17 protein-coding genes are annotated in these 17,700 nt (G+C 67.8%); 10 read left to right on the top strand and 7 right to left on the bottom strand.

Annotated elements, in window-relative coordinates; all coding sequences use genetic code 11:
• Positions 1-170: 170 nt before the first annotated feature.
• The 10 genes from PKE72_RS08080 to PKE72_RS08035 all read left to right on the top strand — a co-directional run bounded on the left by PKE72_RS08080 (position 171) and on the right by PKE72_RS08035 (position 11,215).
• Positions 171-1,748: a cytochrome ubiquinol oxidase subunit I gene (locus tag PKE72_RS08080; protein WP_271164890.1), complete on the top strand. Its 1,578-nt coding sequence runs from the start codon at positions 171-173 to the stop codon at positions 1,746-1,748.
• A gap of 27 nt (positions 1,749-1,775) precedes the next feature.
• Positions 1,776-2,924 carry a cytochrome d ubiquinol oxidase subunit II gene (gene cydB, locus PKE72_RS08075; RefSeq protein WP_271164862.1) on the top strand — a complete coding sequence of 383 codons (1,149 nt, stop codon included), beginning with the start codon at positions 1,776-1,778 and terminating at the stop codon, positions 2,922-2,924.
• A gap of 19 nt (positions 2,925-2,943) precedes the next feature.
• Complete coding sequence (gene cydX / locus PKE72_RS08070) at positions 2,944-3,090, top strand: cytochrome bd-I oxidase subunit CydX (RefSeq protein ID WP_271164861.1); 147 nt, start codon at positions 2,944-2,946, stop codon at positions 3,088-3,090.
• Between the two features lie 25 nt (positions 3,091-3,115).
• Positions 3,116-4,471: an oxygen-independent coproporphyrinogen III oxidase gene (hemN, locus tag PKE72_RS08065; RefSeq protein ID WP_271164860.1), complete on the top strand. Its 1,356-nt coding sequence runs from the start codon at positions 3,116-3,118 to the stop codon at positions 4,469-4,471.
• A 124-nt stretch (positions 4,472-4,595) separates the two neighbouring features.
• Positions 4,596-5,258, top strand: coding sequence for an OmpW/AlkL family protein (locus PKE72_RS08060; RefSeq protein ID WP_271164859.1), 663 nt, complete (start codon positions 4,596-4,598; stop codon positions 5,256-5,258).
• Positions 5,259-5,408: 150 nt separating this feature from the next.
• Positions 5,409-6,353 carry a DUF808 domain-containing protein gene (locus PKE72_RS08055; RefSeq protein WP_271164858.1) on the top strand — a complete coding sequence of 315 codons (945 nt, stop codon included), beginning with the start codon at positions 5,409-5,411 and terminating at the stop codon, positions 6,351-6,353.
• A 76-nt stretch (positions 6,354-6,429) separates the two neighbouring features.
• Positions 6,430-8,136 (top strand): alkaline phosphatase family protein, encoded by a 1,707-nt coding sequence (locus PKE72_RS08050; RefSeq protein ID WP_271164857.1) that lies wholly within the window; start codon positions 6,430-6,432, stop codon positions 8,134-8,136.
• Positions 8,137-8,282: 146 nt separating this feature from the next.
• Entirely contained in the window at positions 8,283-9,728 is a 1,446-nt protein-coding gene (pyk, locus tag PKE72_RS08045; protein WP_271164856.1) for a pyruvate kinase, read from the top strand.
• Between the two features lie 72 nt (positions 9,729-9,800).
• Positions 9,801-10,838 carry a DNA adenine methylase gene (locus PKE72_RS08040; protein WP_271164855.1) on the top strand — a complete coding sequence of 346 codons (1,038 nt, stop codon included), beginning with the start codon at positions 9,801-9,803 and terminating at the stop codon, positions 10,836-10,838.
• Between the two features lie 107 nt (positions 10,839-10,945).
• Positions 10,946-11,215, top strand: a complete 270-nt coding sequence (locus tag PKE72_RS08035; protein ID WP_271164854.1) for a hypothetical protein — start codon at positions 10,946-10,948, stop codon at positions 11,213-11,215.
• An 8-nt stretch (positions 11,216-11,223) separates the two neighbouring features.
• On the opposite strand, the gene rnhB is transcribed toward PKE72_RS08035, so the two are convergent.
• The 7 genes from rnhB to PKE72_RS08000 form a co-directional block, all read right to left on the bottom strand.
• Positions 11,224-11,865: a ribonuclease HII gene (gene rnhB, locus PKE72_RS08030; RefSeq protein WP_271164853.1), complete on the bottom strand. Its 642-nt coding sequence runs from the start codon at positions 11,863-11,865 to the stop codon at positions 11,224-11,226.
• A 73-nt stretch (positions 11,866-11,938) separates the two neighbouring features.
• On the bottom strand, positions 11,939-13,339 hold the full coding sequence (locus tag PKE72_RS08025; RefSeq protein WP_271164852.1) for an alpha/beta fold hydrolase: 1,401 nt from the start codon (positions 13,337-13,339) through the stop codon (positions 11,939-11,941).
• 124 nt (positions 13,340-13,463) lie between these two features.
• Entirely contained in the window at positions 13,464-14,120 is a 657-nt protein-coding gene (locus PKE72_RS08020) for a DUF2306 domain-containing protein (protein WP_271164851.1), read from the bottom strand.
• A gap of 135 nt (positions 14,121-14,255) precedes the next feature.
• Positions 14,256-14,849 (bottom strand): DNA-3-methyladenine glycosylase I, encoded by a 594-nt coding sequence (locus tag PKE72_RS08015; protein WP_271164850.1) that lies wholly within the window; start codon positions 14,847-14,849, stop codon positions 14,256-14,258.
• Between the two features lie 224 nt (positions 14,850-15,073).
• Positions 15,074-15,832: a 3-oxoacyl-ACP reductase gene (locus PKE72_RS08010; protein WP_271164849.1), complete on the bottom strand. Its 759-nt coding sequence runs from the start codon at positions 15,830-15,832 to the stop codon at positions 15,074-15,076.
• A 7-nt stretch (positions 15,833-15,839) separates the two neighbouring features.
• Positions 15,840-16,643 carry a CAF17-like 4Fe-4S cluster assembly/insertion protein YgfZ gene (gene ygfZ / locus PKE72_RS08005; protein ID WP_271164848.1) on the bottom strand — a complete coding sequence of 268 codons (804 nt, stop codon included), beginning with the start codon at positions 16,641-16,643 and terminating at the stop codon, positions 15,840-15,842.
• 57 nt (positions 16,644-16,700) lie between these two features.
• On the bottom strand, positions 16,701-17,636 hold the full coding sequence (locus tag PKE72_RS08000; protein WP_271164847.1) for an alpha/beta hydrolase: 936 nt from the start codon (positions 17,634-17,636) through the stop codon (positions 16,701-16,703).
• Positions 17,637-17,700 lie beyond the last annotated feature (64 nt).

Genomic DNA, 17,700 nt, shown 5'->3' with positions numbered 1-17,700 from the left:
GAAAGCCATTGGACAAACCGTCGTTGGGCGAAATGTCCAAGGACGATCAGTCCACTACGACCGACCGTGCAACAGGGCTTTGATCGAAATCAAGGCGACCGCCCCGCCTTGGTTCTAGGGCGGGAGAAACGTCGGTCGTCGTGGCCGGCGGCTTAGGAGCCCAAGCCATGATCGACCTCGCGGTCGTCGACCTATCCAGGCTGCAGTTCGCGCTGACAGCCCTCTATCACTTCCTGTTCGTGCCCCTGACGCTGGGGCTGTCGTTCATGCTGGTCATCATGGAGTCGATCTATGTGATGACCCGCCGGCCGATCTGGCGAACCATCACCCGCTTCTGGGGCACGCTGTTCGGCATCAACTTCGTGCTCGGCGTCGCGACCGGGATCACCATGGAGTTCCAGTTCGGCATGAACTGGAGCTACTACAGCCACTACGTCGGCGACATCTTCGGGGCCCCGCTGGCCATTGAAGGACTGATGGCCTTCTTCCTTGAAGCCACCTTCGTCGGGCTGATGTTCTTCGGCTGGGAAAAGCTGAAGCCGTCGGCGCACCTGTTCGTCACCTTCATGGTGGCCCTGGGCACCAATCTGTCGGCCGTGTGGATCCTGATCGCCAACGGCTGGATGCAGAACCCGGTCGGCGCCGCCTTCAATCCCGACTCGATGCGGATGGAAGTGACGGACTTCATGGCCGTGATCTTCAACCCGGTGGCTCAGGCCAAGTTCGTCCACACCGTCAGCGCCGGCTATGTCTGCGCTTCGGTGTTCGTGCTTGGGGTTTCGGCCTTCTATCTGCTGCGCGGCAAGCATGTCGGCTTCGCCAAGCGGTCGATGACGGTGGCCTCGGCCTTCGGCCTGGCGGCCTCGCTGTCCGTCGTCGTCCTGGGCGACCAGTCCGGCTATGCCCTGACCGATAACCAGAAGATGAAGCTCGCCGCGCTGGAGGCCATGTGGCACACCGAGCCCGCGCCGGCCGGTCTGACCCTGATCGGCATCCCCAGCATGAAGGACCGCGAGACCCACTACGGCGTTCATGTGCCGTGGGTCATGGGCCTGATCGCCACCCGCACCATCGACAAGCCGGTTGAGGGCATCTTCGAACTGGTCGCCACGGCCGAGACGCGGATCGAATCCGGCGTCATCGCCTATGACGCCCTGGAGAAGGTCAAGGCCAACCCGGCCGATCCCGTCGCCCGCGGCGTCTTCGAGACCCATCGCCGCGACCTGGGCTATGGCCTGCTGCTGAAGCGCCACGTCGCTGATCCGCGCCTGGCCTCGCCCGAGCTGATCCAGCAGACGGCGTGGGAGACGGTGCCGAACGTGCCGGCCCTGTTCTGGAGCTTCCGCATCATGGCCGGCGTCGGGATGTTCATGATCCTGTTCTTCGCCACCGCCTTCTTCCTGTGCACCGTGCGCAAGCATGACACCCGCTGGTTCCTGCGCCTGGCCGTCCTGGCCATCCCGCTGCCGTGGATCGCGATCGAGTTCGGCTGGATCCTGGCCGAGTTCGGGCGTCAACCCTGGGCGGTGGAAGGCGTGCTGCCGACCTTCCTGGGCGCCTCGTCCCTGACCGTGCCCCAGCTGTGGGCGACCATCATCGGCTTCACCGCCCTGTACGGCGCCCTGGCCGTGGTCGAAGTCCGGCTGATGCTGTTCGCCATCAAGAAGGGGCCGTTCCACGAGCAGGAAACCTTTGCACCCGCCCCCGAGGCGCCCGCGACGACCGTCGCCGCGCCCGCCGTGGCCTGAACCAGAGAGATTTTAGGACATCCGACCATGGATCTTCCAATCGACTTCGCAACCCTTCGCCTGATCTGGTGGGCCCTTTTGGGGGTTCTGCTGATCGGCTTCGCCCTGACCGACGGTTTCGACCTGGGGGTCGGCTCGCTTCTGCCCTTCGTCGCCAAGACCGATGAAGAGCGCCGGATGGTGATCAACACCGTCGGCGCGACCTGGGAAGGCAACCAAGTGTGGTTCATCCTGGGCGGCGGCGCCATCTTCGCCGCCTGGCCCTTCGTCTACGCCGTCAGCTTCTCGGGCTTCTACCTGGCCATGTTCCTGGTCCTGTCGGCCCTGATCCTGCGGCCGGTGTCGTTCAAGTACCGCTCCAAGCGGGCGTCGCCCAAGTGGCGGTCGTTCTGGGACTGGTGCCTGTTCATCGGCGGCTTCGTGCCGGCCCTGGTGTTCGGCGTGGCCGTCGGCAACGTCCTCTTGGGCGCGCCCTTCCGCCTGGATAGCGACCTGCGCTCCTTCTACGACGGCAATCTGCTGGGGCTGTTCACGCCCTTCAGCCTGATCGCCGGCCTGCTGTCGGTGGCCATGCTGGTGCTGCACGGCGCGGCCTGGCTGTCGGTCAAGGCCGAAAAGGGGCCGGTGCTGGAGCGGGCGCGTCTGTACGGTACGATCGCCGGCGTCCTGGCCCTGGTGCTGTTCGCGGCCGGCGGACTCTATATGGCTTACGGCGGTGTCGGTTACCGGATCACGGGCGACCTGGACATTCAGGGCTTCTCCAACCCGCTGCGCACGACGGTCGAGTCCGCGTCGGGCGCCTGGCTGGACAACTACGGCCGCTATCCGTGGATGATGATCGCCCCCACCCTGGGCTTCGTCGGCGCGGTGGTTGGACTGTCGGGCATGTGGCTGCGGTCGGCGCCCCTGGCCTTCGGCGGTTCGTCGATCTCGACCGTCGGCATCATCTCGACCGTCGGCCTGTCGATGTTCCCCTTCATCCTGCCCAGCTCGATCGATCCGCAGTCCAGCCTGACGGTCTGGAACGCCTCCTCCAGCCACCTGACCCTGTTCATCATGCTGGTCTGCACGCTGGTCTTCCTGCCGATCGTCCTGATCTACACCAGCTGGGTCTATTCCGTGCTGTGGGGCCGCACCTCGACCGCCGCCCTCAAGACCAACCCCGACCTGTACTGATCGCAAGGAGCATCAAGTCATGTGGTATTTCGCCTGGATACTGGGCCTGGGTCTGGCGGTGGGCTTCGGCGTGCTGAACGGCCTGTGGCACGAGTTCCACCTGTTCGACGAGGGCGACCAAGGCCTGTCGGTCGATGCGGCGAAAGAGGGCGATGTCCCTCTCTAGCCCCCCCGGCGCGCTCCATGGCGGCGTGAAGACGACTCGCGAGCTGATCGACCGCTACGACGCCCACGCGCCGCGCTACACCTCCTATCCGACGGCGGCGCAGTTCACGCCCGCCGTCGGGGCCGCCGACTGGGGGGCGTGGCTGTCGGCCGCGCCCCTCGACCGCGCGGTGTCGCTGTATCTGCACATCCCCTTCTGCAAGCGGCTGTGCTGGTACTGCGGCTGCAACACCCGGGCGATGAACCGGATCGCGCCGATGAGCAGCTATGTCGACCTGCTGCTGAAGGAGGCCGACCTCGTGCTGTCGCGGATCGGTCGCCCGGTGCGGGTCGGCTCGATCCACCTGGGCGGCGGCACGCCCAATATGCTGCCCCCCGAAGAACTGGAGCGGCTGTTCGCCGGTCTGGCCGCGCGGTTCGACCTGGGCGACTGTTTCGAGATCGCCGCTGAACTGGACCCCGAAGTCCTGACCCAGGACTGGGTCGAGACGGCCGGGCGGATCGGTTTGAGCCGCGCCAGTCTGGGCGTGCAGGACCTGTCGCCCAAGGTTCAGGCGGCGGTGAACCGGCCCGAATCCTTTGAGACCATCCGATGGGCGGCCGAGGCGCTGAGGGCGCAGGGGGTCACCTCGCTGAACCTGGACCTGATGTACGGCCTGCCGCTTCAGGCAGTCGAGAATGTGATCACCACCGTGGCCCAGGTCGCGGCGCTGCGGCCCGACCGGATCGCTCTGTTCGGCTATGCCCATGTGCCGTGGATGAAGCCGCACCAGAAGCTGATCAACGAGGCCGACCTGCCGGGACCCGAGGCGCGCTTCGCCCAGAGCCAGGCGGCGGCGCGGTATCTGGTGCAGAAGGGCTGGCAGGCGGTCGGCCTGGATCATTTCGCCCTGCCGCACGATTCCATGGCCGCCGCCGCGCGGGCCGGTCGGCTGCGTCGCAACTTCCAGGGCTATACGACCGACGAGGCGCCGGTGCTGATCGGGCTGGGGGCGTCGTCGATCAGCCGTACGCCGCAGGGCTTTGTTCAAAATCTGACGCAGGAGCGCGAATGGCGCGCCGCCGTCGAGGCCGGAGACCTGCCGGTCGCGCGGGGCGTGGCGCTGGACCCGCGCGACGCCTTCGTGGGCGAGATCATCGAACGGCTGATGTGCGACTTCGCCGTCGATGTCGCCGCGATCGCCGGACGACACGGGCGAGCCTTGAGCGAAGTCGACCGGGCCTGGCCCCGGTTGCTGCCGTTCCAGCTGGACGGACTGGCCGAGGTGAACGGGTCGATGGTGACGGTCACTGATCTGGGTCGCCCGTTCGTGCGGGCGGTCTGCGCCGCCTTCGACCCGGGCGCCGTCGATCTCGAGAAGCGGCACGCCCGCGTGGTCTGATTGGACAGATTGTCCAACCCCTGCATGGGTTTGCGCTGGATCAAGGCCGGGCCCGTGCAGGGGGCGCATCTCCCCCTTCAAGACGCTCGGAACGGGTCGCATGAGGCGACAGCGGGCGTCGGGGATGAGCAAGATGAAACTGAAAACCCTGATCCTCTCGGCCGTCGCCGCCGCCGCTTTTGCTGCACCGGCTCTGGCGCAAACCGCCGCCTGGGAAATGCCCAAGAAGGGCGACTGGATCATCACCGGCCGTGTGACCGACGTCTTCTCCGACGCCGACAACGCCATCACCACCGCCGCCGGCGTCGATTCCGGCCTGAAGGTTGATGTGGGCGACAGCGTCATGCCGACCCTGGGCTTCACTTATTTCCTGACCGACCATTTTGCGGTCGAGGCGATCCTGGGCACGACCAAGCATGAGATCCGCGCCCAGGGCGGAACGACTGACGTCGCCGTGCACGAGACCTGGGTCGTGCCGCCGATCGTGACCCTGCAATATCGCCCGCTGACCGAGGGCCGGTTCAGCCCCTATGTCGGCGCGGGGATCAACTACATGCTGTTCTACAGCGGCGAGGACAAGAACGGCTTCACCGTCGATCTGGACGACGGCTTCGGCTACGCCCTGCAGGCGGGCGCCGATGTCGGCATCCAGGGGCCGTGGAGCCTGAATGTGGACGTCAAGAAGGTCTGGTTCAACACCGACGCCGACGTCAACAACGGCGCTCTGAAGAGTGATGTGGATCTGGACCCGTGGGTCGTTTCCGTGGGGGTGGGCCGTAAGTTCTAAGAAAATCGACATCGGAAATGCGTTCGAAATGGAAGCCCCGCCGGTCCGCCGGCGGGGCTTTCGTCCGTTTGTGGAGGCGCTCGACAAATCCCGCGTCGCGCCCTAGGCGGGGTGCGGCCGCGTGTCGCGGCGCAATCTGGGGATTCTCGCATGCCTTCCGGTCTGATCGCCCTGCTCGACGATGTGGCGGGGATCGCCAAGATGGCGGCGGCGTCGATCGACGATGTCGGGATGGCGGCGGGCAAGGCCTCCACCAAGGCCGCAGGGGTGGTGGTGGACGATGCGGCGGTGACGCCGCGCTATGTCACCGGTCTGTCGCCCAGCCGCGAACTGCCGATCATCGGCAAGATCGCCCTGGGGTCTTTCCGTAACAAGCTGCTGCTGATCCTGCCGGCGGCGCTGCTGCTGAGCGCTTTCGCCCCCTGGGCTATCACCCCGATCCTGATGTGCGGCGGGGCCTATCTGTGTTTCGAGGGCGCCGAGAAGCTGATGGAGGCCTTTGGGCACGCCGGCCACGAAGAAGAGGCCGCCGCCGAGGGCGATCCTGCGTCGCTGGAAAAGGCGACGGTGGCCGGGGCTGTGCGAACCGACCTGATCCTGTCGGCCGAGATCATGGCCATCGCCCTGGCTGATGTCGCCGACCAGCCTATCGTGACCCAGGCGGCGATCCTGGTGGTGGTCGGCGTCGCCATGACGGTCGCCGTCTACGGCGTCGTCGGCCTGATCGTGAAGATGGACGACATCGGCCTGCATCTGGCCGAGCGCCCCAATGGTGCGGTGCGTGCTCTCGGTCGCGGCCTGGTCAAGGGCATGCCGGTGGTGATGGACGCCCTGTCGGTCATCGGCACGGCGGCGATGCTGTGGGTCGGCGGCGGCATTCTGGTGCACGGAACCCATACGCTGGGGCTGCACTGGCCGGCGGAGCCGCTGGAGCAGCTGGCCCATGCGGTCGGGGCGGCGACTGGGCCTCTTCACGGCGTGGTCAGCTGGGGGGTGACGGCGTTCGGGTCAGCCGTCATCGGCGTGATCGTGGGCGGGGTCATCGCCCTGCTGGTTCATCAACTGGGGCGTCTGCGGTCCACGCCCGCCCACTGACCGTTCGACCGGCCGGCTGTCACGCGATTGCCATCGCCGGCCCTTAGAGCGCCTGCCTGAATATCGGAGTAAGCTCATGTCCTTGTCGCGCACCATGGTTGCGGCCCTGGCCGCCCTTTCGATGGGAGCCGCCGTCCCGGCCATGGCCCACACTGGGGCGCTGCAGGCGGCCGCTCCGCAGACTGCGCGCGCGGCCCTGACGCCGCCCAAGCTGATCGTGACCATCGTGGTGGACCAGTTCAGCGCCAATCTGTTCGACCAGTATCGCGGCCGCTACACCGGCGGCCTGCGGCGGATGGCGGATCAGGGACTGGTGTCGATCAACGGCTATCAGACCCACGGCCTCACCGAGACCTGCCCCGGCCATTCGACGGTTCTGACCGGCATGCACCCGACCGAGACCGGCATTCCGGCCAACGACTGGATCGACGGAAAGACCGGCAAGGAGGTCTATTGCCTGGCGGCGCCCGCCAACCATCTGGCGAACGGTCGTGACGACGTGGACAACGGTCCGGTCGGGCCGGAACAGCTGCGCGCCACGACCCTGGGCGACTGGCTGAAAGCCGTCAGCCCCCAGAGCAAGGTCTTCGCGGTCTCAGGCAAGGATCGGGGCGCGATCAATCTGGCCGGCCATCAGGGCCAGGCCTTCTGGTTCACCGAAGGCTTCGGCCTGACCACCTATGTCGAACCGGGCGAGACGGCGCAGGCCAAGCTGGCGCCGGTCAATGCGTTCAACAGCGGGTTCCGGGCGTGGGCGGCGGCGACGCCGGTCGCCTGGGACTATGCCCACAACCAGTGCCGGGCGCTGGCCGGCGACTGGACCATTCGCGGCCAGACCTTCCACTCGACCCTGCCGCCGGCGGGGCTGAAGTTCGACACCTCGCCCCTGCTGGACGAACAGACGCTGAAGGCCGCCGAATATCTGCTGGACAGCCAGAAGCTGGGGCAGGGGGCGGCGACCGACATGCTGGGCGTCAGCTTGTCGGCGACGGACCGGATCGGCCACATGTACGGCACCCAGGGGCCGGAGATGTGCGAGCAGATGCTGCGGCTGGACGCGGCCCTGGGCGCGTTTCTGGACCGGTTGGCCCAGGTTCCGGGCGGCGCCCTGGTGGTGCTGACGGCGGACCATGGGGGATCGGACTTCGTCGAACGCCTGCACGATCACGGCTATCCGCATGCGCGCCGCGCCGATCTGGCCGCGATCCAGGGCGTGAACGACGCGCTGAAGGCCCGGTTCAATCTGAGCGCCGACCCTCTTCAGGTCGGGGGCAGCGGCCTGATGGTCGCCGACGCCCAGCATCGGTCCTTGCCCGAGCCGCTGCGGACCCAGGTGGCCGAGGCGGCGGTCGAGATGCTGCGCGCCCTGCCGGACGTGGCCTTCGCCGAGACCCGCGACCGGCTGCTGGCGGAGCCCCTGCCAGACAGCCGCCAACCGGAGATGATGAGCCTGCGCGAGCGGATGCGCCTGTCGACCGTCCCGGAACGGTCGCCGGACATCCAGTTCGCCTGGGCGCAGAACGTCACGATGGGCGGGCGGGTCGGCTCGACCCTGGCCGGGCATGGCACGCCGTGGGAGTATGATCGCCGCGTGCCGATCCTGTTCTGGTGGCCCGGCGCGACCGGCGAGGAGCGGTTCCTGCCCATCCGCACCATCGACATCGCCCCGACCCTGGCGCATGTCATGGGGGTGGCGTCGCCCAAGGTTGAAGGGCGTTGCATCGACCTGAACGGGTTCGCTGTGGCCGATTGTCCGGCGACGGAGATGACGCCGGCGCGATAAACTCCTGTTTCGCACCCGTAAACTCGTGTTTCCCAGCGGGGGCGCGGCCTTACGTCGGGACAGTTTCATCGGCAGAAGGGGGCAAATCGTCCCAGCTGTCCCTTTCCGGGGCGGGACGACCCAGAAACGAACAGGAAGCGTCCCCCATGAACAGAGCCCGCCGCGCCCGCATCGTCGCGACCCTTGGTCCTGCGAGCCGCGCCCCCGGCACGGTCAAGGCCCTGGCCCAGGCCGGGGTGGACGTCTTCCGCCTGAACTTCAGCCACGGCACGCACGAAGATCACGCGGCCGCCCTGAAGGCCGTGCGCGGCGCCGAGATGGCGCTTCAGCGTCCGCTGGGCGTGCTGGCCGACCTGCAAGGGCCCAAGCTGCGGCTGGGGCGGTTCAAGGACGTCGAGATCGCCGTCAAGCCGGGTCACAAGATGCGGTTCGACCTGGACCCGACGCCCGGCGATGAAACCCGGGTGCAGATGCCGCACCCCGAAATCTTCAAGGCCCTGCGCACCGGCATGCTGCTGCTGCTGGACGACGGCCGGGTGCGGCTGCGGGTTAACGACCGGGCCGACGACTGGGCCGATGTGACGGTCGAGAGCGGCTCCAAACTGTCGGACCGCAAGGGCGTGGCGGTCCCCGAGGCCGTCATCCCCGTCTCGGCCCTGACCCCCAAGGACCGCGAGGACCTGGCCTTCGCCCTGCGCCAGGGCGTGGACTGGGTCGCGCTCAGCTTCGTGCAGAAGCCCGAGGACATGGCCGAGCTGAAGCGGATCGTGAACGGTCAGGCGGCCTGTCTGGCCAAGATCGAGAAGCCGGCGGCCCTGGCCGATCTGGAGGCTATCCTCGACTATTGCGACGGGGTCATGGTGGCGCGCGGCGACCTGGGCGTCGAACTGGACCCCGAGGACGTGCCGGTGGCGCAGAAGCAGATCGTTCGCGCGGCCCGTAATCGCGGCGTGCCGGTGATCGTGGCGACCCAGATGCTGGAGTCGATGACCAGCGCCCCGTCGCCGACCCGCGCCGAGGCCACCGACGTCGCCAATGCCGTCTATGAGGGCGCGGACGCCCTGATGCTGTCGGCCGAGACGGCGTCGGGCGACTATCCGCTGGAATCCGTCGAGATCATGAGCCGGATCATCGAACGGGTCGAACGCGATCCCATGTGGCCCAAGCTGATGGGCGCCGAGCACGCCGGCATGGACGAGCACGACGTCGACGCCCTGGTCGGGGCGGCGGCCATGGCGGCCAGCGCGCCGTCGACCGGATGTCTGGTGGTGTTCACCACCCTGGGGGGGACGGCCCGGCGGATGGCGCGCGAGCGGCCGCTGAAGCCGATCCTGGTCTTGACACCCAATGCGAACACGGCGCGTCGTCTGGCCCTGGTCTGGGGTCTGGAGCCGCGGCTGGGGGAACAGCCCGCCTCGCTGGAGGACGTCACCGACGATGCGGTCAACAGCGCGGTGAAGTATGGCCTGGCCGAGCCGGGTCAGCGGATCCTGATCCTGGCCGGCACGCCGTTCGGGGCCCCCGGCGCGGCCAATCTGCTGCGTCTGGCCCACGCCCCGGCGGCCAAGGCGGCGGCGCGGAAGAAGGGCTGAAGCCGCCCTGGGTCAAGACTCTGGCGCGGGCGCTCGATCCGGCTACTGTATGCGGATGAATCGGCGGTCCGCATGATCAAATATATCGGCTCCAAACGCGCCCTGCTGGGGCATGTGACCGGCGCCGTGGCCGGCGTGCTGCCGCAGGGCGGGCGGGTCTGCGATCTGTTTTCGGGCACGGCGCGGGTCGGTCATGCGCTGAAGAAGCAGGGGTTTCAGGTCTGGTCGAACGACCACAACGCCTATGCCCACACCCTGGCGACCGCCTATGTCCAGGCCGATCGCGAGCGCTGGATCGAGCGGGCCGAGACGGTGCTGGCCGAACTGCGGACGGTTGCGCCGCAGGCCGGCTGGTTCACCCAGGCCTTCTGTCACGACGCCCGCTACTTCCATCCCGACAACGGCGCGCGGATCGACGCTCTGCGCGACCGGATCGAGGCCATGGGGCTGGAACCCGAGCTGAAGGCGGTGGTCCTGGTCAGTCTGATGGAGGCGGCGGACCGGGTCGATTCCACAGCCGGGGTGCAGATGGCCTATATGAAACAGTGGGCCCCCCGCGCGCTGAAGCCTTTGGAGCTGCGCCTGCCCGACCTACTGCCGTCGGTCGGCGCGCCGTGCCGCGCGACGCAGGGTGACGCCGTCGAAATGGCCGAACAGGTCGAGGCGGACCTGGTCTATCTGGACCCGCCGTACAACCAGCATTCCTATCTGGCCAACTACCACTGCTGGGAAAGCCTGGTGCTGTGGGACCGGCCCGAGACCTATGGGATCGCCAACAAGCGGGTGGATGTGAAGACCCGCAAGAGCGCCTTCAACAGCCGCCCCGGAATCGGCCCGGCCCTGCGGTCGGTTGTCGAGCGGATCAAGGCGCCCAATCTGATCGTCAGCTTCAATGACGAGGGCTATCTGAGCCGGGCGGACCTGGTGGAGATGCTGTCGGCGCGCGGCCATGTCCAGGTGTTCGAGATCGCTCACCCTCGCTACGTCGGCGCCCGCATCGGCATCCATAATCCGCGAGGGGTGAAGGTGGGGCAGGTGGGGCGGTTGCGGAACGTCGAACATCTGTTCGTGGTCACGGACCGGCCAGTCGAACTGCCCGTCGCGGCCTGACGTCAGGTCAGCTAGCGTCGGGAACCCGACTCGGCGGGCGCCGTTGATCAACCATGCAACCGCCCGTCACACACACTGGAATTCCCACTCGCGAAGACGATTATCGCGTGCGCCCGGCCGCCGAGCCGAAGTCCTGGGTGTCGGATCAGCCGGTCGAGGCCCTAAGGGCTGACGCCCAGGTCTGGCCGGATCGCGGCGCGGGCCTCTATACCCACAATGTCGAGCATTTCTGCCGCAAGGACGCGACGCCGGCCGAGGCGGCGGAGCCGGATGTCGAGCCGACTTTAAGTACACCGCCCCATTGGATGATCATGATCGCCGGCGCCGCCGTCGCCGCCCTGATGGGCGCGCTGCTCGGCGGGTTCATGCATATCTGAGGCGAGCCTCAGGCCTCTTCCAGCAGAGCCTTGATCGGCGCCCAGCTGCGGCGATGGGCGGGGCAGGGGCCCAGCGCCTTGAGGCCCGCCGTATGGGCTGGGGCGTTGTAGCCCTTGTGCCCCGCGAAACCGTAGCCGGGATACTGGGCGTCCAGTTCGATCATCAGCCGATCCCGCGCCGTCTTGGCCAGGATGGAGGCCGCCGCGATGGATAGGGACAGGCCGTCGCCGCCGACGACGGTCTGGATCTCGCACGGCAGTTTGAACCGATAATTGCCGTCCACCAGGGCCGCGACCGGCTGGACCGACAGGGCCTCGATGGCGCGGCACATGGCCAGGCCGGTGGCGTGCAGGATGTTCAGGTCCTCGATCTCCTCCACCGAGGCGAAGCCGACGCCCCAGGCGACGGCGCGGGCCTTAATCTCGGGCTCGAGGGCGGCGCGGCGTTTTTCGGTCAGGGCCTTGGAATCGTCGATGCCCGGCGGCAGGTCGTCGGGATTCAGGATCACCGCCGCCGCCGACACCGGCCCCGCCCACGGCCCGCGCCCCGCCTCGTCCACGCCGCAGACGGGGCCGCTGACGCGCTGGATCAGCACGGTCTCGAGCGCGAGGGTGGGGAAGGCTTTCGGATTCGCGGGGGCTTTAGCCATGGCCCGCCATCGCACGAACCTGGGCGTGACGGAAGCGGAGCAGTCAGGCGTTTTGCGGAGAGGTCTCGTTCGCCTACTTGGCGCACGTCCTTTCTCCGGGGCTGGGCGAGGCGGAGAAGGCCTGAATCTCTTCTACCGCGCAGGCCTCAGCCGTCAGCAAGACGAAATGCGGCGCGCCTTCAATACGCACGAACCTGACTACGCCCGCACGGGAGAGCCGCTCGGCATGCGCGAGGGCTCCGGCATAGGGGGTCTTCGGGTCCATATCGCCCTGGAGCACTAGAACGGGCGGCATGGACCGGGGGGTGACGCCGAACGCGGCGTCGCGCGGATAGGCGAGCGACGCCCCGCCGATCAGTTGCGACGGGATGCTGCTGGTGAACAGCAATTCGGCTTCCTCGGCCGTGATCATATCGCGGGTCAGGTTGGGGCGGGCGTTATTCTCAGACGCCGAGATCAGGGAGACCAGGGGGATGGAGGAGGCCGCCTGGGCCGCCTCGAAAGGCGCGCCGAAACGCTCGAGCCGACCTCTCGCTACTTCCAGCTTCGACCAGTCTCCGACCCTTGCGCCTGCAATCACATCTGGGATGAGCGCCCGTGCGTCCTGACTGTTCAGTAGGGCGCCGAAGACCAGTTTGGGGCGACCGCCTGGGAACTTCGCCGCCATCTCCGGATCCTGTTCGAGCGCCTTCAGAGCGTCCACCGCCGACCCGCCGAGGCGTTGCCGACAGTCGGCGTCCCGGTCGCATTCCGTCAGGACCTGGCGTCCGACCGCATCGACGACCTGGGAGCGTCGGCTCAGGTCCCAGACCTCATCGGTTTCCGGCGGGATGAGGGAGTCGAGAATGATGCTGTCCACCGGCGCGGCGTCGGCCACGACCCGCGAGCGCAAGACCAGCTGGGTGCCGTAGGAAACGCCGTAAAGGACCGTCTTTCGGCCCGCCGAGACCTGGCCGATCAGGCCGTTCAGATCGTGCGCGGCATTGGTGATGGTGAAGGCCTGCGTCCGCGCCGACCGGCTGTTGAGCAAATCGAAGCAGGTCTTCCATTCCGCACCTTCCAGCTGATAGCCGCCGGGCGAGGTCTCCGCCTCTTCCTCAACGCACAGCCGGCTCGAAAGGCCGGTTCCCCGGTGATCGGGGATGATCAGGTCGTAGCCGGGGAACGCGGTTCGAAGACGATCGATCAATGGATAGAAGCTGACGCCCGCTTCGCCTGGACCTCCGGCGATCAGCCAGACGTCCCCCTTGCTGACGCCCGGTGCAGGAAACTTGCGCACGAAGAGATCGACCTGACCGGCCTCCGGTACAGCCGGATCCAGCGGGGCCTGCATCGTCGCGCAGAGGCTGCCCTCAAGCGCCTCGCCGACGGCCGCGTCGCGGCAAGGCATGAAGTCGCCATCCGACGCCTGCACCGCCACGGGCAAGGCAAACACAGCCGCCGTCACTGCGGCGAACACGGTGGGAATCTGCATCTTCATTGTCATGGGCGGGGCCTGACAGATTTTACCGATCGCTACAGCTTAACGATTGATAATGATCCAAACGCCGGTCCGAGCGCAGACTGCCGGGAAGTCGCCTATGAGTGGATTGAGGACGTCAGGCCCGGCTTTCGGTACCGAGGCGGATGGGATGCAGGCTATACCAGACGACGAAGCCGACCATCGCCGCCATACCGACAGCGGACGGCAGAACCTGGCTCAGCGGCTGCCACTCGGCCAGCAGATTGCCGGCGCCGGCCGAAAGCATGGCGAAGTAGAAGCCGATCATCTTTACACCGTGGTCGAGGGAGCGGACCCTGCGATACCAGACCCCGACCCACAGCGGCCGGCTGAGATCATACGCCGTCATCGTCAGCAGGTAGCCGATGGTTGTATAGCCAATGGCCGGGGTCCAGGACGCCGTGCCGTGGCCCATCTGGAAAGCCACGAGCAGGGCCATTCCCACGCCGAGGATCGACAGCAGGGTGTCCGGCAGGCGCGGCCCGCGCCGAGTCAGCGAAAGGGTCCGCAGGCCACTCAGATACTGATACCCGGCCGTCAGGGTCGCGGCGACCAGCGGCGCCGGCGGTCGAAACAGGATCACCGCCAGCACCGCGCAGGACAGGACCACAAGTCCCAATCCCGCAGTGGCGCGCCCCGACCAGCGATGCAGCGGACCGCCTTTGCGGCTGAACAACGGTATGAGGCCGATGAGCAGGGCCAGCGCTCCGGTCGATACGTGGGCGAGAATGTTCAACGTGTGTGCATCGGTCATTCGAAGACCATGCTGAAGCGAAACCCACCATGGCAAGCAAAATAGGGATAGTGTCGGCCTAGTATCCCGCACCGCGAATGTCCGACTTGGGTCGATCTCGGTACATCGTTCAAGGCCTGAATCCAGACCTTGGAATCAGAGGCTCATCGCCCGGACTTCCCTATGTCGGAAGCAGGTCGTCTGGTGGTCGTTGACCATGCCCACGGCCTGCATGAAGGCATAGACGATGACCGGGCCGCAGAAGTTGAAGCCGCGCTTCTTCAGGGCCTTGGCCATGGCGACGGACTGTTCGGTCTGGGTCGGGGCCTGGCGGAAGTCGGCGAAGGGGGTGTGGATCGGTTGGCCGCCGACGAAGGACCAGAGCCATTCGGAGAAGTCCTCTCCGTCATCACGCATCTGAAGCCAGATCTGGGCGCCGCGGATGGCGGCGTTGATCTTGGCGCGCGAGCGGATGATGCGGGCGTCGCCCAGCAGGCGCTGGATGTCGGCCTCGTCATAGCGGGCGACGATCTCGGGGTCGAAGCCGTCGAAGGCGTCGCGGATGCCCTCGCGCTTTCGCAGGATGGTGATCCAGGCGAGGCCGGCCTGGAAGCCGTCGAGGACCAGCTTCTCCCACAGGGCGCGGGGATCGCGTTCCGGTACGCCCCATTCGGTGTCGTGGTAGGCGATGTAGAGCGGGTCGGTGGTCCCGCACCAGCCGCAGCGGCCCGAGGTGTGTGAGTCGGTCATGCGGCGATGTTGCCGGTTTGTTCGAGCGTGTCCAGTTCCCTCTCCCGCTGGGAGAGGGCTTGAGCGCCCGGGAGCGTAGCGATCGGTCTTGCGCGACCCGAAGGGCGGCGCGAAGCAGCCAAAGGGTGAGGGGTGAGGTGGTGCGAGTTGGCCCACCGCTGGACCCCTCATCCGGCCCTTCGGGCCACCTTCTCCCGCAAGGGGAGAAGGGAAGGGAGTGGGGTTCAGTCCCGCACCAAACCCCCGTCCACCACCAGGTTTTGACCCGTCACCGCGCGGCTCCAGGGGGAGGCGAAGAACAGGGCGGCGTCGGCGAACTCTTCGGGCGTGGTGACGGACCGCAGCGGGGTCATGCCGGCGATCAGGTCGAAGACGGCTTCCGGCGTGGCGGCGCTGGCGTCGGTGGTGCGCAGCAGGCCGCCGGAGACCATGTTGACGGTGATCCCGTCGGGGCCCAGGTCGCCGGCCGCGGTGCGGGTGAGGGACAGGAGCGCGGCCTTGGCGGCGGTATAGTCGTGATAGGGCACGACCGGGTTCTGGAACAGGTTGGTGCCGATGTTGATCACCCGCCCGAACTTGCCGGCGGCCATGCCCGGCGCCGTGGCCTGGATGGTGTTCAGGGCGCCGCGCACCACGGTCGAGAACTGGGCCGCCAGTTCGTCCCAGCCGATGTCGGTCATCTGCGAGCGGGCGTCGCCGTTGAAGCTGTAGTCCAGGGCGTTGTTGACGACGGTGGTGACGGGGGCGCCGAAATGGGCATGTGCGGCGGCGACCAGGGCGTCGACGGCGGCGCGGTCGGTCACGTCAGCCTGAAGGGCGACGGCGCGGTCGCCGATCTCGGCTGCCAGTGCGGTCGCGGAATCGCCGCTGGCGCGCCAGTTGATGATCACGCGCGCCCCTTCACGCGCGAAGGCGCGGACGGCGGCGGCGCCGACGCCGCGCGCGCCGCCGGTGACGAGGACGATCTGGTCGGCGATCTTCATGGGAGACTCAGTCGGTTGAGGAGGGAAGGACGTCCTGACCCATCCAGGCGGGTTTGCGCAAGCGCACGGGACGCCCCGCGACGGTCAGGTCGCCGTCGAGACGGTCGATGCGCACAAGCGCCATGGCCGAGCCGTCTCGGCCCGACAGCACCTCGCCGGCGCGCAACTCGCCCTTCAGCACCTCGGCGCCGAAGGCGGGCGGGGGGCCGTCGAAGTCGAGCGGCATCATCCGGTTCTTGATCACGCTCCGGCGCTTCATGCGCGACGTCGTCTCCTGGCCGACGAAACAACCTTTCTGGAAGTCGATCCCGTTCAGCAGGTCGAAGTCCGCCTCGATCGGGTAGGTCTTGTCTTGGGGGGCGTCGGCGGTCGGATCGGGGACGCCGACCGACAGACGGTGCAGGTCATAGTCGGCCTCGGTCGCGTTGGCGGCAGCCTCGCCATACCGGCGGCCGCCCATCAGGGCGGTGCGGGGGTCGGGAATGAAGCCGGCGGCCGCATCCGGCCAGGCGGCGAAGACCGGGCGGTCGTCGGCGGCCACCTGGACCTTGGCGCGCAGCTTGTACATCGACAGCCGCTGGATCAGGGCGTCGCGGCGGTCGGCGGCCACGTCCAGTAGGACGCCCTCGGCCTCGCCCAGAATGAACAGGTCGAACAGCAGCCGTCCGGGCGGCGACAACAGGGCGCCGAACCGCAGTTCGCCGTCGCCCAGCGTCTCCACGTCCTGGGTCAGCAGATTGTGCAGGAAGGGCCTGGCCTCCTCGCCCGTGACGGAGATGAGGGCGCGGGAGGAGAGGCGGGCGATGGGCATGGCGCCAAGATAGGGACGCGCACGCCTGGGCTCCAGACCTGTTGTCGCCGCAAGCCGTCAGTGGGGCGTTCGGGCCTGGATGAAGGCCGCCACATCCTCGACCACGCCGGGCGCCAGGGGCAGGTCGGCGTTGGAATAGGCGGCGATGTTTGCGGCCCGGTCGGCGGGGGCGGTCTTCAGCACATGATTGACGCCGTCCCACAGTTTCAGCGTCGCCTGCGGATCGGCGGCGGCCAGGCTCTGGGCGTCGACGACGCCGACCTGAATGTCGGTGGTCCCCTGTCCTATGAAGACCGGGCCTTCATAGGCGGCGATTAGGGCGGCGGGGTCCAGCGGCAGCCACGAGATCAGATAGGGTTGGACCGAGGGACGGAACAGGGCGGCCAGGGCGGGCGGCGTATCGGCGACGGTGCGGCCGGCCTCCAGTTCGGTCAGGGCGGAAAAGGCCTGGGCCTTCATCGGTTCGGGCAAGGCGGCCAGCTGTTCGCGGATGACCGCGCCCGCCGGACGGCCGGCGCCGGACAGCAGGACCAGGCCGCAGACTTTGCTGGATTCGGGGCCGTCGCCGCCCTCGACGGCCTTCAGGGCAATAAGGGCGCCCTCGCTGTGGCCGATCAGCCAGGCGCAGGGCTTGTCGGCGCGGCCGGCGGCCTCGGCGGCCCAGGCGCGGGCGTCGGCGACATAGGCGTCAAAGCGCAGATCGATCTCGGCCGGACCCGCCGCAGCACTGGCGGCGATACCGCGCTTGTCGATGCGGACCGTGGCGACGCCCTTGGCCGCCAGCCCCTCGGCCAGCAGGCGGTAGGTCGAGGCGGAGACGCCCATAGGGCTGTTCCCATCCCGATCCGTCGGGCCGGAGCCGGGCAGGATGACCCCGACGGCGCTGGGATTTTCGGGCGCCAGCAGGGCGCCGTGCAGGGGGGCGGGCTGGGCGGGCAGGGCGATCTCGGTGGAGACCGGTCCGGCGAGGAATGCGGCTAGAAGGCTCAGCATGGCGTGTTTCCAAACGGCGATCAGGGAGCGGGCGCGACGAAGAGGGGCGCAATTCGTCGCGCGG

The organism is Brevundimonas intermedia (assembly GCF_027922165.1).
GTDB lineage: Bacteria > Pseudomonadota > Alphaproteobacteria > Caulobacterales > Caulobacteraceae > Brevundimonas > Brevundimonas intermedia.
This window is presented reverse-complemented; position numbering and strand designations above follow the sequence as displayed.

Coding starts and splice junctions, on each gene's coding strand:
- PKE72_RS08000 (WP_271164847.1), bottom strand. CDS start 17,636: ATGCTGAGCCTTCTAGCCGCATTCCTCGCCGGACCGGTCTCCACCGAG.
- PKE72_RS08055 (WP_271164858.1), top strand. CDS start 5,409: ATGCCTTCCGGTCTGATCGCCCTGCTCGACGATGTGGCGGGGATCGCC.
- ygfZ (WP_271164848.1), bottom strand. CDS start 16,643: ATGCCCATCGCCCGCCTCTCCTCCCGCGCCCTCATCTCCGTCACGGGC.
- PKE72_RS08020 (WP_271164851.1), bottom strand. CDS start 14,120: ATGACCGATGCACACACGTTGAACATTCTCGCCCACGTATCGACCGGA.
- PKE72_RS08025 (WP_271164852.1), bottom strand. CDS start 13,339: ATGCAGATTCCCACCGTGTTCGCCGCAGTGACGGCGGCTGTGTTTGCC.
- PKE72_RS08040 (WP_271164855.1), top strand. CDS start 9,801: ATGATCAAATATATCGGCTCCAAACGCGCCCTGCTGGGGCATGTGACC.
- rnhB (WP_271164853.1), bottom strand. CDS start 11,865: ATGGCTAAAGCCCCCGCGAATCCGAAAGCCTTCCCCACCCTCGCGCTC.
- cydX (WP_271164861.1), top strand. CDS start 2,944: ATGTGGTATTTCGCCTGGATACTGGGCCTGGGTCTGGCGGTGGGCTTC.
- PKE72_RS08015 (WP_271164850.1), bottom strand. CDS start 14,849: ATGACCGACTCACACACCTCGGGCCGCTGCGGCTGGTGCGGGACCACC.
- pyk (WP_271164856.1), top strand. CDS start 8,283: ATGAACAGAGCCCGCCGCGCCCGCATCGTCGCGACCCTTGGTCCTGCG.
- PKE72_RS08050 (WP_271164857.1), top strand. CDS start 6,430: ATGTCCTTGTCGCGCACCATGGTTGCGGCCCTGGCCGCCCTTTCGATG.
- cydB (WP_271164862.1), top strand. CDS start 1,776: ATGGATCTTCCAATCGACTTCGCAACCCTTCGCCTGATCTGGTGGGCC.
- PKE72_RS08060 (WP_271164859.1), top strand. CDS start 4,596: ATGAGCAAGATGAAACTGAAAACCCTGATCCTCTCGGCCGTCGCCGCC.
- PKE72_RS08010 (WP_271164849.1), bottom strand. CDS start 15,832: ATGAAGATCGCCGACCAGATCGTCCTCGTCACCGGCGGCGCGCGCGGC.